Source organism: Maribacter vaceletii (genome assembly GCF_003634105.1).
Taxonomy (GTDB): domain Bacteria; phylum Bacteroidota; class Bacteroidia; order Flavobacteriales; family Flavobacteriaceae; genus Maribacter_B; species Maribacter_B vaceletii.
Genome location: NZ_RBIQ01000007.1, coordinates 244,670 through 271,403, shown reverse-complemented (window position 1 = coordinate 271,403; position 26,734 = coordinate 244,670). Strand labels below are relative to the sequence as shown.

The following is a 26,734-nucleotide window of genomic DNA, read 5'->3' as shown; positions in this document are numbered from 1 at the left end:
TTTAAATACTTTTTACTCAATAATCGAGTATTTAAATGCTCCGAGGCTTGTCTCGAAATCGAAATTAGTTACTTAATAAATGCCTCGTGGGCTTCCACCGAGGTAGTTTACTTTATAGATAAGGCTTTAAAAGCTGGTTTTTTATTGCCTAAAGAGTCTAAGCAACCAAAAAAATGTTGTTTTTTAGATTTCCATGGCAAGCTACCTGCAACAGAACTAGGGACATTCTTAAAATCATAGAGTGTCCAGAACATATATGGTACGTTTTCTTGTTTAAGAATGTTTTGCATTTCATTGTAATATGCAAGTTGCCCCTCTTCGTCTGCCCCTCTATAAAAATTCCATAATCCTTTATAAGAAGACATACCGTATTCTTGTAAGAGTTTTGGCTTTGTAGGTATTTTTCCTTTTAATACATTATACGCTTGTATAAACTTACTAGGTTCTCTATAGTAATGAAAAGAAACAAAATCTACAGTATTGGCTAGCTCTATTCCAGCTTCAGGAGAAGACCACCCTATAGTAACCGGATGATTTTTATCCCATTTTTTTATATTCTCTACCATTTGTTCCAGCCAGCCTAAAACCCGTTCTTTTCCACGAGATTCAAAATCTAAATCGGGTTCATTTTTTATATCCCATGCAAGTAAAGCAGGATGGTCTTTTACAGCTTTAACAATTTGCTCTGCATGCCTATGTGTTAAAGTCCAGTTAGACACATCATAGTCGCCATAAAAATCAAAAAGAGTAATTAAAACCTCTAAATTAGTTTCTTCTGCTAAATCTAAAACCTTTTTTAGTAATGCTAATTTTTTTGGGTTAACTCTATTTTTTCCAAAATCTTCATATTGTATAAAAATTCTTAGCGTATTTAGTCCCATACGCTGTATTATTTTTAAATCATTTTTAATAATACTGTCGTTAAATCGCTTCCCAAAAGTATCCCAAGAAGAATCTTTGGGGTAGTAATTTATCCCTTTTATATTCTCTATTTTTTTTAATTTTCCTTGAATGTTTCGTAACTCTATTTTAGTAGTGTCTTTTGGGGTGGGTATTTCTTTTAAATGTCTTATGCGCCAAAAACCATCTTCTAATAGCATCATTACTTGGTAGCTTGTAGTATCTTTTTCTTTAAATAAAAGTTTTTCTCCTTCATAAGTTTCTTGGTATTCTTCTACATTATAATCCTTAAAAACTACCATGGTGCCGTCTGCAGTATAAAAATCTAAAGAAGATGTGTGGTTTAAGGTTGTTCTCTTATACCAGTTATTGTTTTTAAGGTTTAAATCTATATGATCATATAAACGAACTCTAGCACTATCGGTATAAAAATCTTCAATACCATAGCGGTCATTTTTTTTATAAGCTATATTGCGAACATGCCAAGCATTCATATAATCATTAGTTATTTCACCTAACGCTTGTTTTTCCATTGGCCTTCCTGGATTATCTAAATTAACCCATTCCATGTTTGGTTTATAAACATCTTCCATAGGCACTTCTAAGTGAAGCATAGAGGTTTTGTCTGCTCCAGTATTCATAAATACCCAGGCAGCCCCTATCCCTGATATTATAAGGGCATTTATAGCAATGAAAGTGGCTATAAGCACAGTTCTGTATAAGGCTTTATTTAGTTTAATTGCCATGGATATTTTTTTTAAATTCTTTAGATATTCCTGCGGCTTTTAGTTTTAAAATATAATCTCCTTCAGGTAAAAAGTGTTCTCCTAAAAAAATAATACAAACCCCATTTTTAGTGGTGGTTTTTTTGGTTTCTATAAAATTTCCGTCTTTATCATGAATATCTAATCTCAAAAGAATACCATCTGGGACTAGTTGTTTCATAAAACTCTCAAACGGTCCAATATCTATATTCCTATTTCCTTTAGAAAAATGGACTGGAAAGTCTTTAATAGCAGATTTAAAATTATAAGCTATAGTATTACTTTCTGCGGCACCTGTTATAAATGCTTGTACTTCCCAATTTGTAGCTTTATCAGGGTGTAATGTTTTGGCTTCTACTACACCATTTAGTGTAGTTCCTATAGTGTATAAGTGGGCATCTTTTTCGTTTTTAATAACAAAGGTTACCAAGGTTCCATTGCTAACTGTATTCCCAAATTCATCTTTAATAATGTTTGATGTAAAAGTTAGTATTTGATTACCATCTGCGTAGTTATGAGCACTAGAAGCACTTATAGAAAAGTTTGTTGCATTAGAGGGGTAAACGATAGTAGCAAGTTCTTTAGAAGTAGTTGCATTACATTCTGAGGTTACTAAAATTCTTCCAGATTTTAAGGTAGATCGTACATTATAAAATGCAAAAAAGTTTTGCGTAGTAATTTGTAGTTCTGTTATGTTTTCTAAAAATTGATATTTAACGGTAACCTCTGTACCATCATTTAAGGGGTTGTCAAAATAATCGGTTGGAGAAATTGTTAGCATAGAATAATCATTATACCCTGCGGTAACACTTCGTGGTCCAAAGTAAGATTCTATATAGGTAGCTTTAGGTTCGTTAGTTTCTATATGTAATTTACCATGTAGTATGGTTTTGTTTTCGTGTATAATTTTCCATCGGCATGGGCCAGCTAATCTTGTATAGTTTTTTGGTAAAGTAAATAGTATTTGGTTATTCTCTTTTTTTATGGGAGATAAAAGTGTGTTGCCATAGGCATTTTTAACTTGCAGTTTTACACTATCCTCAGTCGTTTTTATTTTAAAAAGAAGTGCTATAGAATCGCCAGCAACAAAACTATTTTTTTTAGACACTAGTTCTATTTTAGGTGTAGTTTTTTGTTTGGGTTGTTGTTCTTTTTTAGAAGAGCAACCCGCTATAATTAGACAAAAAATGATACTTATCCTAAAATACATACTACTTGGGATTACCTATATAACTGTTAATCTCGAACTTTAGATATTCATAACCTTTTCCTTTAAAGGGTTGGGTTTGTCTTACACCATGGTCTTTTTTTCTATTTGGAAATATTTTTTCAGAAATAGCTTCGTTTGGTAAACCATTTACAAAACAGTTTTTTAAACTACTGTTTATTACTTGGAGACTATCTAGCTCTAAAGGTTTGTAATTAAAAAATTGTTTTCTTTGAATACGAACTCCTTCCTTTATAAATTTATGATCTACCCAAAGTAATTCTTCATTCTCATCATAATAAGAAATTATTAACTGCGGAATTGTAACTTCCTGTACGCCAGAATTAAAAAGTACGCCATTAAAACCCTGGTCTGTATATTCTAAATCTTGTAGCGCTACATGTTTATATAAATCTGTATTTGCAGTGTTCCCGGCAGATTGTAAGTTAAATTTAGTGGGTTGTTCCTCAAAACTAACCGGTGTAAACTCGTCTGGGTTAAAAGTTGGCGGCAAGGTATCTTTGGTAGAAGACCATGCAATACCTTCAAAGTTTATTTTAAAGGTTGTTGTTTCCTTGGGCATTAACTTATGTTTAATTTGATGTTTGGCATTATAATTTGCTAGTTCTTTATTGTTATCATTATAAAGTGTGGCTTTAAGAACTATATCTGCAGGGGTGTTATCCACATTCTGAAGTTCTCCTATAATACTATACTGCCCTTTATACTTCACCAATTTTGCTGCTAATATTTCTAATACAGGCTGTTTTAATACATCTTCATGATACGTTTCTTGGGTGGTTATTTTTCTTCTGCCATGGTTATAAAAGGTAGTGCCATTAGCTGTAAAAAGTTGGTCTGGTGGAATATCATTATCAACTTTTATAGACTTTATATACCATTTATTTTTTCTTTTTATTAGTTCGTGAAAGTCATTGTTAAATACATTTTCTAAGGGGGTAATCCATCTTGTTGCAACTTTTGCTTTTGCGCTGTTTTCTGTTTTATCATAAATTTCTATACCCAAAGAATCTAATTTAGCATAGGAGCTTAAAATACCATCGGTTACAGAAACTTCTAGCATGTATTGCGCAATATCAATATTATCCTCAGGATCAATATAGGAATGTGCTCTAGAAAATTCTTTAAAATCTAAAGCATCATAATAAGATTCTACAACATTGTTGGGGGATAATTGTGTAACGTTTTTAATATAAAATATATACATACCGTATCCTATACATATTAAAATAAGTAGGGACCACCAATGAGAAAATGTTAAAAGTTTAGGTGGAAATTTATTATAAGGGAGTTCTAGTTTCATAAAAGAATGTTCTTCTATTTTTCTAGACTTTAATAAGCGTACCCATATCATTTGAATATTAACAAATATTGCTATTAATACCGTAGAAAGCGGTATTATGCCCCACATAATTTTCATTATAGTGGGTACATCTTGTTTGGGCATAATTTGCGGTATGGGAGCTACATTTAGTTTTTCCCAAACCATAATGCCATTTTCTAATTGTTGCAAGCGTTGCCAACCACAATAGTATAGAATTGGGTCATAGAATTTATCATTAGAGAAAATATATTTTAGATTATATTTTTCGGGTACGGTTAAAAATTGCTGCAAGGATCCAATACCTTCTACACCTCTAAATTTGGAGTTTTCTATACGCTCTATAGCTCTTGTTGTAAGTTCTGGTAATCTACGAGCAGAGTGGTAATTACCATCTACAGTCATAGCACCAGTTTGTGCAGAAAGCCATGCCATTTGGTCTCCAAAGCCTAATGGTAAATAACGCCACGCATCATGGGAATCTGCTCCAAGAAAGTTTACAATAGGTAGCATTTTAATTTTAGCAGGTTGGGATGGCCTAAAGTAGCCTAATGTCATAGTGAATAGTACCATGAACAACATTCCGCCAGCTATTAACCCACCTAAGACTCTGTGATAAACACCTCCAAATTTTTCTTGTACTAAGGTTTTTAAATCTCCTTCTACCATGCGGTATGCAAACTCTGCAAAAATGGGAAGAGCCATAATGGTAGCCCATAATGTAAACCTATCTAATGTAAGTATATTAAAGGCCATTTCGCCTAACATTAAACGTGGAACAGGCGTAGTGCCTCCAGTTCCTAAAATTGTTAATAATGTAAAAGATAATCCAAAGAAAAGATACCTTTTACTAAAATACCTATAGAAAAAATAGGGTAGAATAAATAAAAAAACACCCCAGGGTATTAAAAAGAAAACTAATCCAGAGGAAGTTATTTCTAAAAAGTTGTCTCTTGAGCCATGCGGAATAGCTACTTGGGTAATTGGATTTCTTTTAGAGTTGTACCAATAAGGAAAAATACAAAAAACCAATAAAAATATGGCAGTGCCACCAAACTTTGCTATGCGCCAAAAGTGTTGTAATGTGGTTTTCCAGAATACTTTAAAAGAAAGTTTTTTATAAGAATCTACCTTTTCTCTAGCAGCATCCATTACGGTCATTCCCATTAATGGAGCTATAAAAAATACCATACCAAATAGCGGGGTTACATGATGCGATGTAACCGTCACGGCAAGCATAGTTGCCGATGTAATAAAATAACGTGTTTTGCCAGTTTTAATATACAGGTATATTTCTGTCATGGAATGCAGCAAAATGGAAAGGGCAGATACACTGGGTAATTGTCCAAAAATATGTAACGTTTCTACAAACGTAGAGGAGAAAACGGCCAAAACAGCACCATAGCCTGCAATTCTTCTACTACCCGTCATTAATAAAGTGTACCTATAAGCTCCTGTAATGAATAATACAATTGCAATTAATGCCACAGTATACATTCCAAATTTTAAGCCGCCAATATAAGAGAGTATTCCAATGAGTTGATGTACTAAAGGAGGGTAAGATTGAACCGTAAAGCCAGTATACCATCGGTATTCCCATGGGTCAAACCAGCTATCTGCGTAATGGTCTGCAAAGAAAAGATGGATTAAAGCATCATAGGTGTATTCTAAAGTAAAGAAAATAGCAGAACCATGAAAGGCAAGCCCAACTATAAGGGCTAAAATTAAGAGAGTGTTCGTTTTTTTCTTCAAAAGCTATTAAAAATCCAATTCTGTATAAAGATATAAATAAATTTATGAGATGTACATTACAATAAAAGATGAATAACTTGCGTTTTATGAAAGAAATTACTTACAAATTGAGTATATTACTCTATATTTTAGAGAATTAGAAAATATTTTTTTAGAGTGAGGCTCTTTTGTAAAGTACAATTTTTTTTAAAAACCCAAACTTATTAAACAAGAACCTTAAAAAGGATCATGTTATAAACTTAAAAATGTATTTATGAGAATCCTCGCTATTGATGACCAACAACTAATACTATTATCTCTGGAGAAGAGATTAGTAGAGTTAGGGTATGATATTAAAACAGCTAATTGTGGTAATGATGGTAAAGTTTTGTTTGAATCTTTTAAACCAGATTTAGTAATAGTAGATATTAATATGCCAGACATGTCTGGATTAGAAGTGGTTAAACATATTAGAGTAGAAAAAAAATCTGATACTCCAATAATGGTTATGTCTGGTAATACAGATGAGAATGTAATTATGGATGGTTTTGATCTAGGAATAGATGATTACATGAAAAAACCAGTGAGTTTAAATGAGGTTGCAGCTCGTGTTAAACGTATTTTGGGAGATAATAAAACTTCTGTTAAAAACACGGAAGAAACTTCTTCTAGAATGTTACAGGAATACTGTGTTGGTGTTGTTATACCATGTTATAACGAAGAAGAGCGTTTATCTGGAGTAGAGTTTAGAGATTTTGCTCATCGTAATTTAGGATACCATTTATGTTTTGTAAATGATGGTAGTACAGATAAAACTTTAGAGGTTTTACAAGAGCTTAGAAAAGGAAATGAAGATACGATTAGTATATATGATTGCGAAAAAAATGGTGGTAAAGCCGAAGCAGTTAGGCAAGGGGTTTTACACTTAGCAAAAGACGAACAGTTAGATTATATAGGATATTTAGATGCAGATTTGTCTACAGATTTTAGAGATTTTGATGATTTGGTAAAAACGCTTCAAGGGTCTAATTTTAAAATTGTTAGCGGTTCCAGAATGAGTAGAATGGGAGCAAATATTACAAAAGAATCTGCAAGGAAGATTATTAGTATGACTATTAATCTTATTATAAGAACTATACTTGGAATGCCATTTAATGATACCCAATGTGGTGCTAAAATCATGGATAAAGACATTGTAGAAAATATGTTTTCTAAGAAGTTTATTACAAGATGGCTTTTTGATGTGGAAATATTTATGCGTATGCGTAAACATTATGGAAAGAAAAATGTGCAAAGTCTTATATGTGAACAACCTTTAAAAAGATGGGTGCATGCAGATGGTTCTAAACTATCTATGAAAGATTCTGTAAAAATTGTGGGGCAATTAGCAAAAATTGCTTTTCATTACAATACCTGACAGCGAGGTAATTAGTTGGTTTTGTAAAGTGCACTATAAAATAATAGTGCACTTTTACTTAAGCTTTACTAATATGCTATTTGTCTATAGTAAGTAGTTATTAGCCTTAATTTATAAAATAGTGGTTTTTATTAAATTAATTTAGAGGTGTAACTAAAACTAAAATTATGAATATTAAGAAAAAAAAGAAATACACTGGATTTATTTTAAATGATAAAATGAAAAAAATATACCAAATTCAAGAAATAAAATTAACAGATAAAGCTTTGATATTAATTACGCTTTAGAAAAGATACGAATAGTAGTTTCCCCGAGTCTTTACTATAAGACCAGTTTTATAAAACTGGTCTTTTTTTATGATTTATTGTTTTGTAGACTGTGAAATTTATTTGCTTGTACTATTAGTAGTTCTTCTGCTTTTTGCTTTTTATGATTAGAGACTTTGGTCTCTTCTTTTATTTTAGAATAGATTTTATGGTTAAGATAGGTATCTGTTTCTAGTATATGATTTCGTTGATTTATTTTCTGAGAAACCCATGTTTTAATACTGTTTTCTTGATCTTCTAGTTTCCAATCATATTCTCCTTTAGGAGCAATTAATTTTGCTATAATAGGAGAAGTTTCAATAGCTAGAAAAAGTAAAAAAATAAAAAATGATGGTAGCCAAGGAAGCTTGTTTAAGGCGTTTATTCTTGCCATTAATCCATCGAAACCATCAATTATAGGTTGGGAGGTATTTACAGAGGTTGTATATGCAGACTTTAGTTGTGCAATTTCATCTTCAATAGCTCGGATTTTAAAGTTGTTTTTTTCTTTTAATTGTTGCAATTCTGCCAAAGAAGCATCGTGTTTCTCTCTTTTTTCTTCATATACAGGTCCTTTACCTAGGAGTTTTGTTCCCGCAGTACCTTCTGCTTCTGATATATAGATAGAGTACAATGCATTCGTTCCGTTCTCTTTTAAAGCAATTTCATTTTTTAATTGTGCAATATCCTGTTCTAGCTTTTCTATTTCAGGAGTATACTGTTCTAGAATTTGTTTTTTATTGGCTAAGGTAAGTTGGTTTTTTTCTTCTAGTAAAACCTGATTTATTTCTTTTTCAAATATTTTTATTTCTAAAGGTTTTGAGATTACAATTGCTATAATTATTGCTAGCAATATTCTTGGAGTGGCTTGTAGAAACTCATGTTTAAAATGTTCTCTTTTTTTAATAGTAGAAACGATGAACCTATCCAAATTAAAAATTAAAAGTCCCCAAACTAATCCAAAAAATATGGATGTGTAAATTGTATCAAAGACTGTATATAGGGCATAGGTACTTGCTATAAAAGCCATTAATGCAGTAAAGAAAACCGTAGCGCCAATACCAGCATATTTATTTTGTTCTCCATTAGAACAAGTTTTTAAAATAGCAGAATCTGCTCCAGAACAGAGGATGAAAAATTTTTGCAGCATGATTTGATTGATTGATGAATTATATAGGACGCCAATCTAGAAAATTAGTTACATTTTTTTAATTTTTATTGCGTTAGGGATTGTAGTGGCATCCTTTTTTTCTTAAGCTTTTCTCTTAAGAAAGAAAGATATAACGGAAAGCCCGCCCTTTGGGAACGCCATAATAGTTGCTATATTTTTTATTTAGATAGTTCTGTAAAGAATTTATAAAAATAAGGTATTGTTTCTATGCCTTTTAAGTAGTTCCACACGCCAAAATGTTCGTTTGGGGAATGTATAGCATCACTATTTAGCCCAAACCCCATGAGTATTGTTTTACTTTCTAATTCCTTCTCAAAAAGAGCTACAATAGGGATGCTACCTCCACTACGTTGCGGAATTGGTTTTTTGCCAAAAGTAGTTTCATAGGCTTTAGATGCAGCACTATAGCCAATAGTATTAATTGGGGTAACATAGCCTTGACCACCATGGTGTGGAGTTACCTTTACGGTAACCCCTTCTGGTGCAATATTCTCAAAATGTGTTTTAAAAAGTTGTGTAATTTCTTCCCAATCTTGGTTGGGAACTAATCGCATGGAGATTTTTGCATAGGCTTTACTAGCTATTACCGTTTTTGCTCCTTCGCCAATATAGCCACCCCAAATTCCATTAACATCTAGTGTTGGTCTTATTGCATTTCTTTCGTTAGTGGAATATCCTTTTTCTCCATATACGGCATTAATGTCTAATGCATTTTTGTAATCCTCTAAATTAAAAGGAGCTTTAGCCATTTCAGCACGTTCCTCTGTAGATAATTCTTCTACCTTATCATAAAACCCTGGAATGGTAATATGATTATTTTCATCATGTAGAGAAGCAATCATTTTAGTAAGAATATTTATTGGGTTTGCTACTGCGCCCCCATATAAACCAGAGTGCAAATCTCTATTTGGACCAGTAACTTCTACTTCTACATAACTAAGACCACGTAACCCTGTAGTTATAGAAGGTATGTCATTAGCTATCATTCCTGTGTCAGAAATTAGAATAATATCATTAGCTAGTTTTTTTCTATTATTGGCTACAAAAACACCTAGGTTATTACTGCCAACTTCTTCTTCTCCTTCTATCATGAATTTTACATTACAAGGCAGTTGGTTGGTATTAACCATAAATTCTAACGCTTTTACATGCATGTACATTTGGCCTTTATCATCGCAGGCGCCTCTTGCAAAAATGGCTCCTTCTGGATGTTTGTCTGTTTTTTTAATTACAGGCTCAAATGGTGGGGAATCCCATAGTTCAATAGGGTCTGCTGGTTGTACATCGTAATGTCCATATACCAAAACTGTAGGTAGTTTTTTGTTAATAATTTTTTCCCCATATATAATAGGGAATCCATCGGTTTCACATATTTCTACTACATCGCTACCAGCATGCAATAAAGTTTCCTTGATTTTTTGCGCAGTTTGAATTACATTTTTGGAAAAAGCAGGGTCTGCACTTATGGAGGGTATTTTTAATAAGTCAAAAAGTTCAGATATAAAACGTTCTTTATGCTCTGATATATAAGTTTTTACGTCTTGCATTACATGTTTTAATTAGTCATGCTAAAAATACAAAAGAACTTTTTTAAAGATAGATTATTTTAAAATTGATTTTTTACTTTATATTTGCACTCCTTTTGCAGGCGTGGTGGAATTGGTAGACACGCTAGACTTAGGATCTAGTGCCGCGAGGTGTGAGAGTTCGAGTCTCTCCGCCTGTACAACGAAAACCTTTCAGGAAACTGAAAGGTTTTTTTGTTTTCCATAGTTTTTGAGAGTTGTTTGTTTGGTGAGTCTCTTTTGTGAATTACAATTCTAAGACAAAATTATATAGGTGTTTTTTCAATATGCTTAAGCGTTATAGCTGGCTGTTTTTATCAAATATTAAAAATCAGTTGAAAAAAAGTATAGTTTTTTTTGAATTTATAAAAGGACTTTCATATTTTTACGAAAGGCCTTTTATAAATTATAAATATGGATGAGTTTCTTAAGCAGTTTGGAAGATTAGTTGGAGCTTCTAGATATAGACGTATAAGTGAAAAATTATATATAGAAGGAGATCGTATATATAAAGTAGCGGGGATAGATTTTAAGACAACTTGGTATCCGGTATATTATACTCTGGCATGTGCTGAAGAAAAGTTGACAATAAATGATATTGCTTTAGAGGTTGGTTTTACACATATAACTGTAAAAAATGTACTAAAAGAGCTTGAGCAAAAAGAACTGGTTTTTATTAATATTAATCCAGAGGATAGGCGCTCTAAATTAGTTTGTTTATCGGATAATGGTATTGCGTTATTAGATAGACTTGTCCCAATTTGGAAAGAATATTCTAAAGCTTTGGATAGTATTTATAATAACAAGCATCAAGAAATTATTGAAATATTTGAAAGTATAGAATATGAAATTGATAAAATGCCAATTATTGATAGGATGACGATTGCTTCTAATAAGAATAATAAAGTGGAGAGTTTATAATAAATATTCAAAAGTGTTATAGTGAAATCCTAAATTATTTGTAAAGTGAGAAAGAAAATTACATTTGAAATATCTGGAAAACAAAGTAATTGGATAGATTCTTTAATTCAGCAAAATAAAATTGAAAATTTGGAGAATTATATTAAGAGTTTAATTGATAAAGAAATGTCTCTAAATGATAAGTGGATTAGTGTTTATAATGCTATTGAAGAAAGAATTGAAAAAGAAGATAATTTTTAATTATTTATAGTTTAAAAAACAAAAAGCTCCTTTTTTTAAGGAGCTTTTTTGACTTGTCAAAATCAATTTTTAAACAATAAATAGGAAGTTAATTTGGGGAAATCTGTGTTTTTAATCTAAAAAACACCAACGGCCCAAAGAATAAGACATACTACTACAGTAAGTAAAATACCAACTAAAGTAATTACGGTTAAACTAAGGAATCCGTTCAGTAATTTTGTACCGAATGTAATTTCCTGTTCCATAATTATTATTATTTGTTACAATGTAATGTTTTAGGAATAAATAAAGCTGCTTTTTTAAAGATAATTCGACTAAATACTTAATTTTTAGTATGTTGCATCGGTGAAATACGTGTTTTTTCGATAAAATAACAAATTTTAATCAAAAATTTAGTTGAAATTAAAGAAGATAAATGTGTGCTATTTTAGTGTTTAAATGCAATTATTGGTTTTAAAGTGTCTTTTTTCTTAGTGTTCTTTTTATTTATAGGGGAATTAATTTTTTGTTTATTTGGTTTTGATTTTTTATTGCTTTTAGAATTATCGCAAGAAAAAAGCCAAAGAAAGCTAAGCATTATAAAAAATGTAATTTGGGGTAACTTCATATGTATTGTAACAAAATGTTATAATAATTTACGAAGGTAATCTAGTATTTGGACGCTTGCTCCAGTGTTATTAATCACATAATTTTTGTTAATAACACTAGTTTCGTTAAATAATTTTTTGTCTGAAAGTAATAGACTCATTACTTCTTTAAATTCTAAAGTATTTATTATAGGTAATATTCCTTTTTGTTTAACAAGGTCTTCTACTTCTTTAAACCCATTATAATTAGGGCCAATTAGTATGGGAATTCCAAATACAGCAGGTTCTAAAGTGTTGTGTAGGCCAGTTGTAAATCCTCCACCTACATAAGCAATGTCTGCATAACTATAAATTTTAGTTAGTAAGCCAATAGTATCTACTAGTAAAACATCATAGGAGTTAATTGTTGTATGTTCTATTTCAGAATATAGTACTACCTTTTTTAAAATAGATTTTTTTAACTTATTTATGTGTTCTCCTTTTATATTATGTGGTGCTATTACATATTTTAAATTAGATTCATTTTTATTAATGTATTCTACAATTATTTCTTCGTCTTCAGGCCAAGAGCTACCAGCTATAAAACATTTAGAATTTCCTTTAAAATTCTGCATAAAATTTAGGGTGTTGTCTCTTTGGAGTATTTCAGAAACTCGGTCAAATCTAGTATCTCCACTTATAGTTGTGTTACAATAATTAATACTATCTAATAGCGTTTTAGAATTGTTGTCTTGTACAAAAATATGAGTGAATTTAGATAGTGTATTTCTCATGAAATCACCATAACTTTTAAAATATAATTGCTCTTTTTTAAAAAAAGCAGATATGAGTATGGTAGGAATTTCTCTCTTGTGAAGTTCTCTTATGTAATTAGGCCAAACCTCATACTTTACAAAAATAGCAAGTTTAGGTCGTGTAGCATTAATAAAATTCATGACATTAGATTTAGTGTCTAATGGCAAATAGGTTACTAGGTCTGCAACTTTAGTATTTTTCTTTACTTCATAACCAGAAGGGGAAAAGAAAGTGACTAAAATTTTGTAGGAAGGATAACTTTCTTTTAATTTTTCAATTATAGGAAGCCCTTGTTCAAATTCGCCAAGAGAAGCTACATGAATCCATATTACAGAATCATTTGAAGTTAGTTGTTTTTTTAATATTGAAAATACATTTTTTCTGCCCTGAGTAAAAAGAGCAATTTTTGGGCTAAAAAGAGCAATAACTCTAAGGAGCAGCCCTGCAAGTAAAACTATAATATTATAAAAAAAATGCACCTATTTGTGGTTTGTTGCTAAAATACACTTCTTTCCATAAAATCATTGGTAGAGCTGCCTTAATTTTTTGTAATTTTATACACTTAATAAGAGCAAATGAGAAAAATTCAGATGGTAGACCTCCAAGGGCAATACCAATCTCTTAAAGAACAAGTAAATACATCCATTACACAAATTTTAGAATCTTCTACATATATCAATGGGCCTCATGTACATGCTTTTCAGAAAGAATTAGAGGAGTATTTAGGCGTAAAACATGTAATACCATGTGCTAATGGTACCGATGCTTTACAAATTGCAATGATGGGCTTGGGGCTACAACCCGGAGATGAGGTTATAACAGCTGATTTTACTTTCGCGGCAACTGTTGAAGTTATAGGTTTGTTGCAACTAACACCAGTTTTGGTAGATGTAGAGTTAGATACTTTTAACATAGATCCGATAGCTATAGAAAAGGCAATTACGCCAAAAACCAAAGCTATTGTCCCGGTACATTTATTTGGGCAATGTGCTAATATGGATGTAATATTAGAAATTGCAAAAAAGCATAATCTTTATGTAATTGAAGATAATGCTCAGGCCATAGGTGCAGACTATAAATTTAAAGACGGTAGTAAACAAAAAGCAGGAACAATTGGGCATGTAGGTTCAACAAGTTTTTTTCCATCGAAAAATTTAGGTTGCTATGGAGATGGTGGAGCAATTTTTACTAATGATGATGCTCTAGCACATACCTTAAGAGGAATTGTTAATCATGGAATGTATGAAAGATACCACCATGACGTAGTAGGTGTAAATTCTAGATTAGATTCTATCCAAGCAGCAGTGTTAAGCGCAAAGTTGCCAAACTTAAATGCATATTGTGAAAGCAGAAGAACAGCTGCAAGAAAATACTCAAAAGCTTTTCAAGGGCAAGAAAATATAATAATTCCTGTTACAGTAAATAATTGTGATGGAATTTGTGATGAGTGTGATTGTCATGTTTTTCATCAATACACATTAAGAATAACTAATGGAAAAAGAGATGCATTAGTAAAACATCTTAATGAAAAAGACATTCCTTGTGGGGTTTATTACCCTATTCCTTTACATAAGCAAAAAGCCTATGTAGATGAAAGGTATTTAGAAGAGAATTTTACAATAACCAACCAACTTGTAAAGGAAGTAATCTCTTTACCAATGCATACGGAGTTAGATGATGAGCAGATTAGCTATATAACTAATGCAGTTATCGGTTTTGTTAATGAATAAACAAGCTTAATAGTATTATTGCAAAGTCTAAACATTTACCATAAAACAAAAATAAATGAAAATACTAGTTACTGGAGGTCTTGGGTTTATAGGCTCGCATACTGTAGTAGAATTACAAAATGAAGGTTATGAAGTAGTAATTATTGATGATTGCTCTAATTCTTCAGAAAAAGTTTTGGAAGGAATTACTTCTATTACCGGAAAGACTCCTTTATTTGAAAAAATAGATTTAAAAGAAAAATCTAAAGTAGAAGATTTTTTTAAACGTCATGCAGATGTAAAAGGTGTTATTCATTTTGCAGCATCAAAAGCAGTAGGAGAAAGTGTAGAAAAGCCATTGTTGTATTATGAAAACAACATAGGGACATTAGTATATTTGTTAAAAGAGTTAGCTGCTAAAAATAAAGCTAGTTTTATTTTTAGCTCTTCTTGTACAGTTTATGGGCAAGCAGATGAAATGCCAATAACCGAAAGTGCTCCGGTAAAACAGGCAGAATCTCCTTATGGTAATACAAAACAAATGGGAGAAGAAATAATAGCAGATACTTGCAAAGTAAATGAAAACTTAAATGCAATTGCATTACGTTACTTTAACCCAATGGGGGCGCATCCGAGTGTTATGATAGGGGAATTACCAATTGGAGTTCCTCAGAATTTAGTTCCTTTTATTACACAGACCGGTGCAGGTCTTAGAGAGCAGTTATCGGTTTTTGGAGACGATTATCCTACACCAGATGGTACATGTGTTAGAGATTATATATATGTTGTAGATCTTGCAAAAGCACATGTTTTAGCATTAAAGAGATTGTTAGAAGGTGATAATTCTGATAATTATGATGTTTTTAATGTGGGAACAGGAAAAGGGAGTACGGTTTTAGAAGTAATTAAGAGCTTTGAAAAAGTATCTGGAAAAAAACTAAATTATAAAATAGTAGATAGAAGAGAGGGAGATATTACTACTGCTTACGCAGATACAACTAAAGCAAATGAGGTTTTAGGATGGAAATCACAATATTCCTTAGACGAGGCAATGAAATCTGCTTGGGATTGGGAGCAAAAAATAAGAAGCTAATTAAAGAGTATGTAATTATATTAAACAGGGGAAAAATATTTATATTTCTCCTGTTTTTTTTATTTAAGAGAATAGGTGTTTTTGGAAGAGAACTTTAATAATAGCAACGAGCTAATACAACAAGCAATAAAGGAATTGTTGTATACTAAATTAATAGCGCAACTATTAAAAGACTTCTCTTTGGCAAATATTCCTTTTGATGTACCAGAGAATGTTAAGAGTAAAGAGTTGCAAAAGTTGCTTCATGAGAAATTGTATGTGCTTATTATGGAGAAATTTAATGACTATCTTAATTTGTTATATGTTGTAGATGTTCCTGAAAAAGTGTTTAAAGGAATTAAAGTAACAGATGTTGTGGAAGTAGCAGAACAAGTTTCTTTTTTAATCTTAAAAAGAGAATTTCTAAAAGTAAGACTAAAGGCAAAGTATACATAGTTTTTTAGAAATAGACTCTTACAAAAGGCATCCATGCATTAGCATAAATACTTTTGTTGTCATCATATAATACATCGTATCTAATTCCAAAAGTAACATTATTACTTCTGTACCCAGCGCCTAAAAATAAAGCAGGAGACCAATAATCGTTTTCAAATAGTGCATTACTTTCATTAACCCTTAATTGTTCTATTTCTGCAGATAGTTGTAATAAAGGTATTGGGTTATAAAAAGTAACAATACTACCACCGTAAGCTAAAAACTTATTAGCATCATATTTAGCATAATTTACAGATAGACCAACACCGGCAGAAAAATAAGTATTTACATCATAAATTGCACTAGGAGATATAGACCCATTAAAACCTCCATTGGTAAATCCTAAACCTATACCACCTCCAAATCTTACTTTTTCCCAAAAAGAATTTTGGGAAGTAATGTTTTGCGAAAAGCAAAAATTGTTACACAAGGCAAAAAAAATAAATATAATTAGAGTTTTTGATAAGATTATTAGCTTTTTTGTCATAAAAGTCTATTTATTACTAATATAAATGATTAAGATACCACTAGAAATGGTAAAAGTTGTATTTTTGATGAAATTTGTTCTAAAGTTACAGAAAAAAATTCATGGATAAATATTCCTTTTTAAATGCTGTGCATACCTCTTTTTTTGCAGAGTTATATGACAAATATTTAGTAAGCCCAGATAGTGTAGAACCAAGTTGGAGAGCATTCTTTCAAGGGTTTGATTTTGGTATGGAGAGTTCTATAGATGAGCTTGATATTGCACCTAGCAGTGGGGCAATAATTGATGCCAATGGGCAAAAAATAGAAGTCCCAGAATCCTTACAAAAAGAATTTCAGATAATAGGCTTAATAGATGGGTATAGAACTAGAGGTCATTTATTTACAGAGACTAACCCTGTAAGAGAAAGACGTAAGTATACGCCAAGCTTAGATATTGAAAACTTTGGCCTTTCAGAAAACGATTTAGATACTGTTTTTAGCGCTGGAGAAATAATTGGTATTGGACCAAGCTCCTTAAGAGAAATTATTAAAAACCTAAAAAGTATATACTGCGATTCTATTGGTGTAGAGTATATGTATATACGTAATCCTGAACGCGTTAAATGGATTCAGGATTGGTTAAATGTTAATGATAATAGACCTAAGTTAGATGCTGATGGAAAAAAGCATATATTAAAAAAATTAAATCAAGCGGTTTCTTTTGAAGGCTTTTTGCATACTAAATATGTTGGGCAAAAAAGATTTTCATTAGAAGGGAATGAGTCTTTGATACCAGGTTTAGATGCAATTGTAGAGAGAGCTGCAGAAATGGGTGTAGAGCAATTTGTTATGGGAATGGCTCACCGTGGAAGATTAAATGTATTGACTAATATTTTTGGTAAATCTGCTAAAGATATTTTTAGTGAGTTTGATGGAAAAGATTATGAAGAAGAAATTTTTGATGGAGATGTAAAATACCATTTAGGTTGGACCTCGGACCGTATGTCTGATAATGGTAATAAAATAAAAATGAATATTGCGCCAAACCCATCACATTTAGAAACGGTTGGTGCTGTTGTGGAAGGTATAGCAAGAGCTAAACAAGATGCACATTATAAGGATAATTTCTCTAAAGTATTGCCAATTGTGGTGCATGGAGATGCTGCAATTGCAGGGCAAGGTTTGGTTTATGAAGTTGTGCAAATGGCAACTTTAGATGGGTATAAAACTGGAGGTACAATTCATGTAGTGGTAAACAATCAAATAGGATTTACTACAAATTATTTAGATGCTAGGTCTTCTACGTATTGTACAGATGTTGGTAAAGTTACTTTGAGCCCTGTTTTACATGTAAATGCAGATGACCCAGAAGCTGTAGTACATTCTTTTCTATTTGCATTAGAGTATAGAATGCGTTTTAGTAGAGATGTATTTATAGATTTACTAGGATATCGTAAATATGGGCATAATGAAGGGGATGAACCTAGATTTACACAGCCTAAACTATATAAAGCAATAGCTAAACATAAAAATCCAAGAGATATTTATGCAGCTAAATTAATTGCAGAAGGAGTAATAGGTGCAGATTATGTAAAAGAATTAGAAAACGAATATAAAGCTTCTTTAGAGGAAGAATTGGTAGATTCTAGAAAAGAAGATAAAACGGTTATAACCCCTTTCATGGCAGATGAATGGAGCGGATTTGAAAATGTTCGTGAATGGGAAATGATGAAGCCTATAGATACTACATTTAGTACTAAAGATTTAACTGAAATTGCTAAAGTAATTACTGAGCTTCCATCAGATAAAAAATTCTTAAGAAAGGTTGAAAAGTTAATAAGAGATAGGAAAAAAATGTTCTTTGAGTCTAATAAATTAGATTGGGCTATGGGAGAACTTTTGGCTTACGGCTCTTTGTTAAAAGAAGGCTATGATGTAAGAATGTCTGGCCAAGATGTAGAAAGAGGTACTTTTTCTCACCGTCATGCGGTAATGAAAGTAGAAGAAAGTGAAGAAGAAGTTTTATTGTTAAACGCCATTGGTGGTGATCAAGGAAAGTTTCAAATTTATAACTCTTTATTATCAGAATATGGTGTGGTAGGTTTTGATTATGGTTATGCCATGGCAAGTCCTAATACATTAACTATATGGGAAGCACAATTTGGAGACTTTAGTAATGGAGCTCAAATAATGCTAGATCAGTATATTTCTGCAGCAGAAGATAAGTGGAAATTACAAAATGGACTAGTAATGCTTTTACCTCATGGTTATGAAGGGCAAGGAGCGGAGCATTCTTCTGCAAGAATGGAGCGTTATTTACAATTGTGCGCAAGAGATAATATGTATATCGCTGATGTTAGTACGCCAGCGCAAATGTTTCATATTATGCGTAGACAAATGAAAGCAAATTTCAGAAAGCCACTAATTATTTTTACCCCTAAAAGTTTATTAAGACATCCAAAAGCAGTTTCTACTGTTGAGGAATTTGTAGAGGGAGGTTTTCAAGAGGTTATAGATGATACTACTGTGAGTGTTGCAAAAGTAAAATCGGTAGTATTCTGTACAGGGAAGTTTTATTATGATTTGTTAGCTGTAAAAGAAGCAGATAGCAGAGAGGATGTTGCTTTGGTTCGTGTAGAGCAATTATTTCCTTTGCCAGCAGACCAAATGAAAGCAATTATTAGTAAATATAAAAATGCAGATGATTTTGTTTGGGCACAAGAAGAGCCTAGAAATATGGGAGCATGGAGTCATATGATGATGCATTTTAGTGATGCTCATAAACTTCGTGTAGCATCAAGACGTTTTTATGCTGCACCAGCTGCAGGTAGTGCTGTGCGTTCTAAAATGAGACATCAACAAGTAATAGATTATGTTTTTGATAAAACCAAAGACAATTTAACAAGACAAAAGAAATAATAATACATCAAATTAGATAAGTAATGATTCTAGAAATGAAAGTTCCTTCTCCGGGGGAGTCTATAACAGAGGTAGAAATAGCAGAATGGTTAGTAGAAGATGGTGATTATGTAGAAAAAGACCAAGCCATTGCTGAGGTAGATTCAGATAAAGCTACTTTAGAATTACCTGCAGAACAGAGTGGTATTATTACACTAAAAGCCGAGGTTGGTGATGCAGTTGAGGTGGGTGCTGTAGTTTGTTTAATAGATACTAGTGCTGCAAAACCTGAAGGTGGTGCAGCGGCGGCGGAACAAAAGAAAGAAGAAGCTCCAAAAGAAGCTCCTAAAAAAGAAGAGGCACCTGTAGTAAAGGAAAGTTATGCAACAGGAAGTGCGTCTCCAGCGGCTAAGAAAATACTAAGTGAAAAAGGAGTTAGTGCTGCTTCAGTAAAAGGAACAGGAAAAGATGGTAGAGTAACTAAGCAAGATGCGGTTAGTGCGGTTCCATCAATGGGGACTCCGTCTGGAGGTAGTAGAGGGGAAAGTAGATCTAAGCTTTCTATGCTACGTCGTAAAGTTGCAGAGCGTTTAGTTTCTGTTAAAAATGAAACGGCAATGTTAACTACTTTTAATGAAGTAGATATGGGGCCTATATTTGCATTGAGAAAACAATACAAAGAAGATTTTAAAAATAAACATGGAGTTGGTTTAGGTTTTATGTCCTTCTTTACTTTAGCGGTAGTACGTGCATTAGAAATGTATCCTTCTGTTAATTCTATGATAGATGGTAAGGAGATGCTTTCTTATGATTTCTGTGATATTAGTATTGCTGTTTCAGGGCCAAAAGGATTAATGGTTCCTGTAATTAGAAATGCTGAAAATTTAACCTTTAGAGGAGTAGAGGCAGAGGTTAAGAGATTAGCTATTCGCGCAAGAGAAGGAGAGATTACTGTGGATGAAATGACTGGTGGTACCTTTACAATTACAAACGGAGGTGTATTTGGTTCTATGTTATCTACGCCAATTATTAATCCACCGCAAAGTGCTATTTTGGGAATGCATAATATTGTAGAAAGACCGGTTGTAAAAGACGGAGCTGTAGCAATTGCACCAATAATGTATGTGGCGCTTTCTTATGATCATAGAATTATTGATGGTAAGGAATCTGTAGGTTTCTTAGTGGCAGTAAAAGAAGCATTAGAAAATCCAGAAGAAATACTAATGGATTCTAACGTTAAAAAAGCATTGGAAATGTAGTTTTTTAGCTATAATATTTATAAAAAAAACCTAAAGATTATTTCTTTAGGTTTTTTTGTTTTAGGTAGACGCATTTCTTTTTGTAATCTATTATGGCTTTTGCTTTTTTAAGTACATCTGCGCCAATTATGCCATCTACAGGTAGGCTATTGTGAGATGCTAATGCGTTATTCACGTGTTGTAAATCAAACAAAACTAGTTTTAGTTTTTTAGTTCCCCAAGCCTTAATCTCTATATTATTTTTAGTAGAAACTAGGGTTTCCATCTCGGTAGCTCCTGCTCCTGCAGCTTTAATTTTAGATTCTTTAGTGGTAAGGTTAAAAAAAGTTATTTTATCAAAACCTACACATGTGTTAGATGCCCCTGTGTCTAAGATAAAACGGCCCGTAACTCCGTTTAGAGATGCTATTATTTCAAAATGATTTGTAGCGGTAAGCGTTAAAGGTATTTTTATGTAGTTTTTCTTGTTTAAGAAACTTTTAAGGGATGTCATTTAATCTTTTTTATAAAGATAACGCTATTTTTACAAGATGATTATAACAGATACCCATACACATTTATATAGTGAAGCTTTTGATGAAGATCGTGCTGAGGTTGTTCAAAATGCTATTGATAATGGAATAGAAAGATTTTTTATCCCAGCAATAGATTCAACCTATACGCAATCAATGATAGAGTTAGAGAAATCTTTCCCAGATAATGTCTTTTTAATGTCTGGATTGCATCCTACGCATGTTAAGGAAAATTTTAAAGAAGAATTGCAACATGTAGAAGAACAATTAGAAAAAAGAAAATATTATGCAGTAGGTGAAATTGGTATAGATTTGTATTGGGATAAAACCTTTTTAAAAGAACAGCAAGAGGCTTTTAGGGCTCAAATACAGTTGGCTAAAAAATATAAACTTCCAATAGTTATACATTGTAGAGATGCTTTTGATGAAGTTTTTGAGGTTTTAGAGCTAGAGAGAGGAGAAAACTTGTTTGGAGTATTTCATTGTTTTACGGGAACATTAGAGCAAGCTAAAAAAGCTATTTCTTATAATATGAAGCTAGGAATAGGTGGTGTGGTTACTTTTAAAAATGGAAAAATAGATACTTTTTTAAATAAAATAGACTTAAAATATATTGTTTTGGAGACAGATGCTCCCTACTTGGCTCCAGTGCCATATAGAGGTAAAAGGAACCAAAGTTTGTATGTTTTAAATGTGTTAGAAAAAGTAGCTGCGGTATATGAAAAGACAAAAGAAGAAATTGCGTTACAAACAACATTAAATTCTAAAGAAGTGTTTGGTGTGTAAATTTTAGATTAAAAAAAGAAGGAACAATCATGAGTTTAATAAATAGCAAAAGTAAAATACTATTAATTTATACCGGTGGTACTATAGGTATGGTTAAAGATTATGAAACTGGAGCTTTAAAAGCATTTAATTTTGATGAACTCTTAAATAGAATACCAGAACTTAATCAATTAGATTGTATCATAAGCACTGTTTCTTTTGAGAATCCAATAGACTCATCAAATATGAATATAGAGCATTGGGTAAGTATAGCTTCTATAATAGAAGATAATTATAGTACTCATGATGGATTTGTTGTGTTGCATGGTAGTGATACTATGAGTTATACTTCTTCTGCATTGAGTTTTTTATTAGAAAATTTAGCAAAACCAGTAATATTTACGGGGTCACAATTACCAATAGGGGATTTGCGAACCGATGCTAAAGAGAATTTAATTACTTCTATTCAAATTGCGGCATTAAAGGAAAAAGGAAAAGCTGTTGTGCAAGAAGTGGGTTTGTATTTTGAATATAAGTTATATAGGGCTAATTGTACAACAAAAATTAATGCGGAACATTTTGAGGCTTTTGCATCTTTAAATCACCCTCCGTTAATTGAATCTGGAGTTCATTTAAAGATTTATGAGGAAAATTTGTTCAAACAAAAAACATCTAAAAAGTTTTTTGTGCATAAAAAAATGAATAATAATATAGCTGTATTAAAACTTTTTCCAGGTTTAAGCCCTCAAGTTGTAAAATCTGTTGTTAAAACATCAGGTTTAAGAGCAATAATTTTGGAGACTTATGGTGCAGGAAATGTTTTTACAGAAGAATGGTTCTTAGAATTGTTAAAAAAAGCAAAAAAAAACAACATATTAATTATTAATATAACACAGTGTTCTGGAGGTAGTGTAATAATGGGACAGTACGAAACTAGTAAGGCGTTAAAGGATATGCAAGTTATTAGTGGTAAGGATATTACAACAGAAGCAGCTATAGCTAAGGTTATGTATATGTTGGGTAGTGGTGTATCTTTAAAGTCCTTTAAAACTATTTTTGAAACATCCCTTCGAGGAGAAATGCGTTAAAAATAACTTAGAATATTTCTTTAACTAATATTTTTTTTGTTATTTGGCACACCTTTAAGGCTAATCTAGAGAGGTGGCCGAGTGGTCGAAGGCGCACGCCTGGAAAGTGTGTATACCCCAAAAGGGTATCGAGGGTTCGAATCCCTTCCTCTCTGCAGAATTTTTTTAATTATAATATAAATTTTAATTATCTTTAACCCTATTAACTAACTAAATTTAAGTTTGAAAAAAATGAAAAGATTATTCTCTACCCTAGCAATGACTGGGTTATTTGTTCTAAGTGCAAATACAGTAAGTGCAAAAACATCAGCAGCAGTTGTAATTTTACAAGGAGATGCTGAAGCAGCAAAAAGCTTTACACAAGTATTAAAAGAAATGTTTATCACTGGGGGCGCTGGCTTCATGGGGATAGTACTTTTGTGTTTAATTTTAGGTTTAGCGGTTGCAATTGAAAGAATTATTTATTTAAACTTGGCGAGTACAAACTCTTCTAAGTTAAAGCAGCAAGTAGAAGATGCTTTAGCTTCAGGTGGTGTTGAGGCTGCAAAGGAAGTTTGTAGAAATACAAAAGGACCTGTTGCTTCTATATACTACCAAGGTTTAGATAGAGCTGGTGAAAGTGTAGAATCTGCTGAGAAAGCTGTTGTAGCTTATGGTGGAGTACAAATGGGTCAGTTAGAAAAAAATGTTTCTTGGTTATCTTTATTTATCGCAATTGCTCCAATGCTTGGTTTCATGGGTACGGTAATTGGTATGATTCAAGCCTTCCAAAAGATTGCGGCTGTAGGTAACTTGAGTGCGTCTCTTATTGCAGGTGATATTCAAGTAGCATTATTAACAACAGTATTTGGTCTTATTACGGCTATTATTCTACAAATCTTTTATAACTACATTATCGCTAAAATTGATAGTATAGTTAATGATATGGAAGATTCATCAATCTCTTTGATTGATATGTTGGTAGATCACAAAAAATAAGTCGGACTAAATTCAAATAATGTCATGCATAAAATATTAAAAATAGTATTAATCGTAATAGGCCTTATTGGAGCTGTATTGTGGTTTATGCTTCCAGATAGTGAAATGCCAGTTGCTGAGGCGGCTGAAAATGGCGCAATGGGCGCAATGTTCTTAATTACTTATTTATTGCTAGGTGCAGCAGTTGTATTTAGTTTAATATTTACTATTAAGAATTTATTATCAAACCCTCAAGGTATAAAGAAAGCTCTATTTGTTATAGGTGGATTTTTCTTAGTTGTAATTGTTTCTTACGTTTTAGCTAGCGGTACAGATGTAGATGATAAGGCTATGGCTATGAGCGATGAGAGTACTGTGAAGAAGATAGGAATGGGATTAAATATATTTTATATCCTTACTATAATTGCAGTAGGATCTTTGGTAGTACCAGCAGTAAAAAAAATGTTTAGTAAATAATAAAATAACAGAACAACTATGGCAAGAAGAGCGGGAGCACCAGAAGTAAGCGCCGGTTCTATGGCAGACATAGCATTCTTATTGTTAATCTTTTTCTTAGTAACTACTACTATTGAAACAGATGCAGGTTTGGATCGTATGTTACCGCCAATTGAGCCGCCAGAGACCGATGTTGTAATTAAACAGAAAAATATTTTTCAGGTTAATTTAAACAAAGATGGTCAGTTACTAGCCGATGGAGAGTTAGTAAATTTAAATCAGTTAAGAGAAAAAGCAACAGCTTTTCTAGATAATGGAGGAGCAGTTTCAGGATCACCTGATTATTGTAACTATTGCAAAGGGAAAAGAGATGCAAGTTCATCAGATAGCCCTGCTAAAGCAATTATCTCTGTAAAGAGTGATAGAGAGACCAAGTATGGTACTTATATAACAGTACAAAACGAATTGGTTGGTGCTTATAACGATTTAAGAAATAGAGAAGCACAGCGTTTGTATAAAAGAAATTTTACAGACATGGAGGCAGAATATCTTAATCCAGAAACGGATGCAAGTGTAAAGGAGGATTTAAAGAAGAGAGTTAAGAGAATACAAGAATTGTTTCCTCAAAAGCTTTCAGAAGCAGAAACTTCTTCTTCATCTAATTAATAAAAGTTAAATAAAACAGTATGTCAAAATTTGCAAAAAAGAAAGATGGTGAAGTGCCTGCAGTATCTACTGCATCCCTTCCAGATATTGTATTTATGCTTTTATTCTTCTTTATGACGGTTACCGTTATGAAAGATAGTTCTGTGAAAGTTGCTAATGAACTTCCACAGGCTAATGAGATTAAGAAATTGGAGAAAAAAGATAGGGTAATTACTATATATGTTGGTGCGCCCACAAAGGAGTACACCAAGACATTTGGTACAGAACCTAAAATTCAATTGAATGATAAATTCGCTAATCCAAATGAAGTTGGAGATTATATATTAATGGAGCGCGCTAAGAAATCGCAAGAACTTCAGAATGTATTAACTACTTCTTTAAAAGTGGATAAGAATGCTAATATGGGTTTAATATCTGATATTAAACTAGAATTAAGAAAAGTAAATGCCCTTAAAGTAAATTATACTACTTACGAAGGAGATGCATTTAAAAATTAAATTAGTTAGTAAAATTTTTCAAACTTTTATAAGCGCTTCAAATTTTGTTTGAAGCGCTTTTTTTATTTCTGTAACTTTACCTTATGCTGCGGATTTTATTTTTTCTTGTATTTTCTTCTTTTTTTGTAAATGCACAAAAAGAAATAGATTCAACATTTGTTGATCCTAATTTTTTGGAAGACCAATTTTATATTGGTGTTACCTATAATTTCTTAGTGAATAAAGATAATGCTATTAACCAAAGAAATTTATCTTACGGTTTGCAAGGTGGTTTTATAAAAGATATACCATTAAATAAATCTAGAAAGTTAGCTTTAGGTGTTGGTCTGGGCTATGCTTTAAATAACTACTACTCTAATCTTAGGGCTACTGAAACTGATTCTGGTATAGAGTATTCTATATTAACTAATACTGGAAATTATAAGCGCAATAAAATAGAATCTCATGTAATTGAAATGCCTTTAGAATTTCGTTGGAGAAATGCTACTGGTACGGATTATAAGTTCTGGAGAATTTATGCTGGTCTAAAACTAGGTTATGTGCTAAGTACAAGGTCTAAGTATATTGGCAACATTATTAGATCTTCATTTTATAATAAAGACACTTCAAATTTTCAATATGGTGTGTCTTTTAATTTTGGGTATAATACCTTTAATATTCATATGCACTACTCGTTAAGTAATTTGTTTAATGATTCTACTGTTTTAAACGGAGAGAGTATAAATATGAAACCATTAAGAGTGGGTTTAATTTTTTATATTTTGTAAGTAAGTGTAAAATATAACTCTTTTGCTCAACCCATTATCTTTTGCAAACAGATAGCTTTAATAATGGAGAAAACTTCTCTATAGCTCTTATAATGCACTATAAGCTATTATAAAGCGCAGGTGTTATTGGTGTTTTATATTTTGTTGAATAGTAATTTATATTATAGCCAAAATTTAATG

At 31.9% G+C, this 26,734-nt stretch carries 23 protein-coding genes and 2 tRNA genes; 17 read left to right on the top strand and 8 right to left on the bottom strand.

What is annotated here, in order from left to right:
* Nucleotides 1-107: 107 nt before the first annotated feature.
* From CLV91_RS01265 to CLV91_RS01255, 3 genes are all read right to left on the bottom strand, one after another.
* Entirely contained in the window at nt 108-1,646 is a 1,539-nt protein-coding gene (locus CLV91_RS01265; RefSeq protein WP_121063185.1) for a glycoside hydrolase family 2 TIM barrel-domain containing protein, read from the bottom strand.
* Nucleotides 1,636-2,772 carry a hypothetical protein gene (locus CLV91_RS01260; protein WP_147406395.1) on the bottom strand — a complete coding sequence of 379 codons (1,137 nt, stop codon included), beginning with the start codon at nt 2,770-2,772 and terminating at the stop codon, nt 1,636-1,638. Before CLV91_RS01260 ends, CLV91_RS01265 begins: the two co-directional genes overlap by 11 nt.
* Nucleotides 2,773-2,875: 103 nt before the next feature.
* Complete coding sequence (locus tag CLV91_RS01255) at nt 2,876-5,965, bottom strand: hypothetical protein (protein ID WP_121063181.1); 3,090 nt, start codon at nt 5,963-5,965, stop codon at nt 2,876-2,878.
* 253 nt (nt 5,966-6,218) lie between these two features.
* On the opposite strand from CLV91_RS01255, the gene CLV91_RS01250 reads away from it, so the two are divergent.
* Entirely contained in the window at nt 6,219-7,361 is a 1,143-nt protein-coding gene (locus CLV91_RS01250) for a response regulator (RefSeq protein WP_121063179.1), read from the top strand.
* A 354-nt stretch (nt 7,362-7,715) separates the two neighbouring features.
* On the opposite strand, the gene CLV91_RS01245 is transcribed toward CLV91_RS01250, so the two are convergent.
* Nucleotides 7,716-8,816: a DUF4407 domain-containing protein gene (locus CLV91_RS01245; protein ID WP_121063177.1), complete on the bottom strand. Its 1,101-nt coding sequence runs from the start codon at nt 8,814-8,816 to the stop codon at nt 7,716-7,718.
* 179 nt (nt 8,817-8,995) lie between these two features.
* On the bottom strand, nt 8,996-10,384 hold the full coding sequence (locus CLV91_RS01240; RefSeq protein WP_121063175.1) for a dipeptidase: 1,389 nt from the start codon (nt 10,382-10,384) through the stop codon (nt 8,996-8,998).
* Nucleotides 10,385-10,481: 97 nt separating this feature from the next.
* Here CLV91_RS01240 and CLV91_RS01235 point away from each other — a divergent pair.
* The 3 genes from CLV91_RS01235 (at nt 10,482) to CLV91_RS01225 (ending at nt 11,563) form a co-directional block, all read left to right on the top strand.
* Nucleotides 10,482-10,563: transfer RNA gene (locus CLV91_RS01235), tRNA-Leu, on the top strand.
* A 253-nt stretch (nt 10,564-10,816) separates the two neighbouring features.
* On the top strand, nt 10,817-11,323 hold the full coding sequence (locus CLV91_RS01230) for a MarR family winged helix-turn-helix transcriptional regulator (protein ID WP_121063172.1): 507 nt from the start codon (nt 10,817-10,819) through the stop codon (nt 11,321-11,323).
* A 45-nt stretch (nt 11,324-11,368) separates the two neighbouring features.
* Nucleotides 11,369-11,563 carry a hypothetical protein gene (locus CLV91_RS01225; RefSeq protein WP_121063170.1) on the top strand — a complete coding sequence of 65 codons (195 nt, stop codon included), beginning with the start codon at nt 11,369-11,371 and terminating at the stop codon, nt 11,561-11,563.
* Nucleotides 11,564-12,188: 625 nt separating this feature from the next.
* Here CLV91_RS01225 and CLV91_RS01215 read toward each other — a convergent pair.
* On the bottom strand, nt 12,189-13,424 hold the full coding sequence (locus CLV91_RS01215) for a 3-deoxy-D-manno-octulosonic acid transferase (protein WP_121063165.1): 1,236 nt from the start codon (nt 13,422-13,424) through the stop codon (nt 12,189-12,191).
* A 96-nt stretch (nt 13,425-13,520) separates the two neighbouring features.
* Between CLV91_RS01215 and CLV91_RS01210 the strand changes: the two genes are divergently transcribed.
* From CLV91_RS01210 to CLV91_RS01200, 3 genes are all read left to right on the top strand, one after another.
* On the top strand, nt 13,521-14,675 hold the full coding sequence (locus CLV91_RS01210; protein ID WP_121063163.1) for a DegT/DnrJ/EryC1/StrS family aminotransferase: 1,155 nt from the start codon (nt 13,521-13,523) through the stop codon (nt 14,673-14,675).
* Between the two features lie 55 nt (nt 14,676-14,730).
* Entirely contained in the window at nt 14,731-15,747 is a 1,017-nt protein-coding gene (galE, locus tag CLV91_RS01205) for a UDP-glucose 4-epimerase GalE (RefSeq protein ID WP_121063161.1), read from the top strand.
* A 75-nt stretch (nt 15,748-15,822) separates the two neighbouring features.
* Nucleotides 15,823-16,182, top strand: coding sequence for a hypothetical protein (locus tag CLV91_RS01200; RefSeq protein ID WP_317124766.1), 360 nt, complete (start codon nt 15,823-15,825; stop codon nt 16,180-16,182).
* 4 nt (nt 16,183-16,186) lie between these two features.
* Here CLV91_RS01200 and CLV91_RS01195 read toward each other — a convergent pair whose 3' ends face one another.
* A complete protein-coding gene (locus tag CLV91_RS01195; protein WP_121063157.1) occupies nt 16,187-16,708 on the bottom strand; it encodes an alpha-ketoglutarate decarboxylase in 522 nt (173 codons plus the stop codon).
* A 101-nt stretch (nt 16,709-16,809) separates the two neighbouring features.
* Between CLV91_RS01195 and CLV91_RS01190 the strand changes: the two genes are divergently transcribed.
* Nucleotides 16,810-19,608: a 2-oxoglutarate dehydrogenase E1 component gene (locus CLV91_RS01190; RefSeq protein ID WP_121063155.1), complete on the top strand. Its 2,799-nt coding sequence runs from the start codon at nt 16,810-16,812 to the stop codon at nt 19,606-19,608.
* Between the two features lie 23 nt (nt 19,609-19,631).
* Nucleotides 19,632-20,846, top strand: coding sequence for a 2-oxoglutarate dehydrogenase complex dihydrolipoyllysine-residue succinyltransferase (gene odhB, locus CLV91_RS01185; RefSeq protein ID WP_121063153.1), 1,215 nt, complete (start codon nt 19,632-19,634; stop codon nt 20,844-20,846).
* A 37-nt stretch (nt 20,847-20,883) separates the two neighbouring features.
* Here odhB and CLV91_RS01180 read toward each other — a convergent pair whose 3' ends face one another.
* Complete coding sequence (locus CLV91_RS01180; RefSeq protein ID WP_121063151.1) at nt 20,884-21,339, bottom strand: retropepsin-like aspartic protease; 456 nt, start codon at nt 21,337-21,339, stop codon at nt 20,884-20,886.
* A 37-nt stretch (nt 21,340-21,376) separates the two neighbouring features.
* Here CLV91_RS01180 and CLV91_RS01175 point away from each other — a divergent pair, with 37 nt between their 5' ends.
* The 8 genes from CLV91_RS01175 (at nt 21,377) to CLV91_RS01140 (ending at nt 26,554) form a co-directional block, all read left to right on the top strand.
* Nucleotides 21,377-22,144 carry a TatD family hydrolase gene (locus tag CLV91_RS01175; RefSeq protein ID WP_121063149.1) on the top strand — a complete coding sequence of 256 codons (768 nt, stop codon included), beginning with the start codon at nt 21,377-21,379 and terminating at the stop codon, nt 22,142-22,144.
* Between the two features lie 38 nt (nt 22,145-22,182).
* Nucleotides 22,183-23,211, top strand: a complete 1,029-nt coding sequence (locus tag CLV91_RS01170; RefSeq protein WP_121065618.1) for an asparaginase — start codon at nt 22,183-22,185, stop codon at nt 23,209-23,211.
* Nucleotides 23,212-23,278: 67 nt separating this feature from the next.
* A tRNA-Ser gene (locus tag CLV91_RS01165) sits at nt 23,279-23,366 on the top strand.
* A 76-nt stretch (nt 23,367-23,442) separates the two neighbouring features.
* Entirely contained in the window at nt 23,443-24,189 is a 747-nt protein-coding gene (locus CLV91_RS01160) for a MotA/TolQ/ExbB proton channel family protein (RefSeq protein ID WP_121063147.1), read from the top strand.
* A 24-nt stretch (nt 24,190-24,213) separates the two neighbouring features.
* Nucleotides 24,214-24,645, top strand: coding sequence for a hypothetical protein (locus tag CLV91_RS01155; RefSeq protein ID WP_121063145.1), 432 nt, complete (start codon nt 24,214-24,216; stop codon nt 24,643-24,645).
* 18 nt (nt 24,646-24,663) lie between these two features.
* Nucleotides 24,664-25,290, top strand: a complete 627-nt coding sequence (locus CLV91_RS01150; protein ID WP_121063143.1) for an ExbD/TolR family protein — start codon at nt 24,664-24,666, stop codon at nt 25,288-25,290.
* A 20-nt stretch (nt 25,291-25,310) separates the two neighbouring features.
* Entirely contained in the window at nt 25,311-25,787 is a 477-nt protein-coding gene (locus tag CLV91_RS01145) for an ExbD/TolR family protein (RefSeq protein ID WP_121063141.1), read from the top strand.
* Between the two features lie 83 nt (nt 25,788-25,870).
* Nucleotides 25,871-26,554: a porin family protein gene (locus CLV91_RS01140; RefSeq protein WP_121063139.1), complete on the top strand. Its 684-nt coding sequence runs from the start codon at nt 25,871-25,873 to the stop codon at nt 26,552-26,554.
* Nucleotides 26,555-26,734: the final 180 nt, after the last annotated feature.

What these genes read in the sequence shown, in the direction of transcription:
- CLV91_RS01175 (WP_121063149.1), top strand. Translation starts at nt 21,377, where the DNA reads ATGATTATAACAGATACCCATACACATTTATATAGTGAAGCTTTTGAT.
- CLV91_RS01230 (WP_121063172.1), top strand. Translation starts at nt 10,817, where the DNA reads ATGGATGAGTTTCTTAAGCAGTTTGGAAGATTAGTTGGAGCTTCTAGA.
- CLV91_RS01155 (WP_121063145.1), top strand. Translation starts at nt 24,214, where the DNA reads ATGCATAAAATATTAAAAATAGTATTAATCGTAATAGGCCTTATTGGA.
- CLV91_RS01210 (WP_121063163.1), top strand. Translation starts at nt 13,521, where the DNA reads ATGAGAAAAATTCAGATGGTAGACCTCCAAGGGCAATACCAATCTCTT.
- galE (WP_121063161.1), top strand. Translation starts at nt 14,731, where the DNA reads ATGAAAATACTAGTTACTGGAGGTCTTGGGTTTATAGGCTCGCATACT.
- CLV91_RS01195 (WP_121063157.1), bottom strand. Translation starts at nt 16,708, where the DNA reads ATGACAAAAAAGCTAATAATCTTATCAAAAACTCTAATTATATTTATT.
- CLV91_RS01265 (WP_121063185.1), bottom strand. Translation starts at nt 1,646, where the DNA reads ATGGCAATTAAACTAAATAAAGCCTTATACAGAACTGTGCTTATAGCC.
- CLV91_RS01150 (WP_121063143.1), top strand. Translation starts at nt 24,664, where the DNA reads ATGGCAAGAAGAGCGGGAGCACCAGAAGTAAGCGCCGGTTCTATGGCA.
- CLV91_RS01245 (WP_121063177.1), bottom strand. Translation starts at nt 8,816, where the DNA reads ATGCTGCAAAAATTTTTCATCCTCTGTTCTGGAGCAGATTCTGCTATT.
- CLV91_RS01145 (WP_121063141.1), top strand. Translation starts at nt 25,311, where the DNA reads ATGTCAAAATTTGCAAAAAAGAAAGATGGTGAAGTGCCTGCAGTATCT.
- CLV91_RS01250 (WP_121063179.1), top strand. Translation starts at nt 6,219, where the DNA reads ATGAGAATCCTCGCTATTGATGACCAACAACTAATACTATTATCTCTG.
- CLV91_RS01180 (WP_121063151.1), bottom strand. Translation starts at nt 21,339, where the DNA reads ATGACATCCCTTAAAAGTTTCTTAAACAAGAAAAACTACATAAAAATA.
- CLV91_RS01140 (WP_121063139.1), top strand. Translation starts at nt 25,871, where the DNA reads ATGCTGCGGATTTTATTTTTTCTTGTATTTTCTTCTTTTTTTGTAAAT.
- CLV91_RS01190 (WP_121063155.1), top strand. Translation starts at nt 16,810, where the DNA reads ATGGATAAATATTCCTTTTTAAATGCTGTGCATACCTCTTTTTTTGCA.
- CLV91_RS01240 (WP_121063175.1), bottom strand. Translation starts at nt 10,384, where the DNA reads ATGCAAGACGTAAAAACTTATATATCAGAGCATAAAGAACGTTTTATA.
- odhB (WP_121063153.1), top strand. Translation starts at nt 19,632, where the DNA reads ATGATTCTAGAAATGAAAGTTCCTTCTCCGGGGGAGTCTATAACAGAG.
- CLV91_RS01160 (WP_121063147.1), top strand. Translation starts at nt 23,443, where the DNA reads ATGAAAAGATTATTCTCTACCCTAGCAATGACTGGGTTATTTGTTCTA.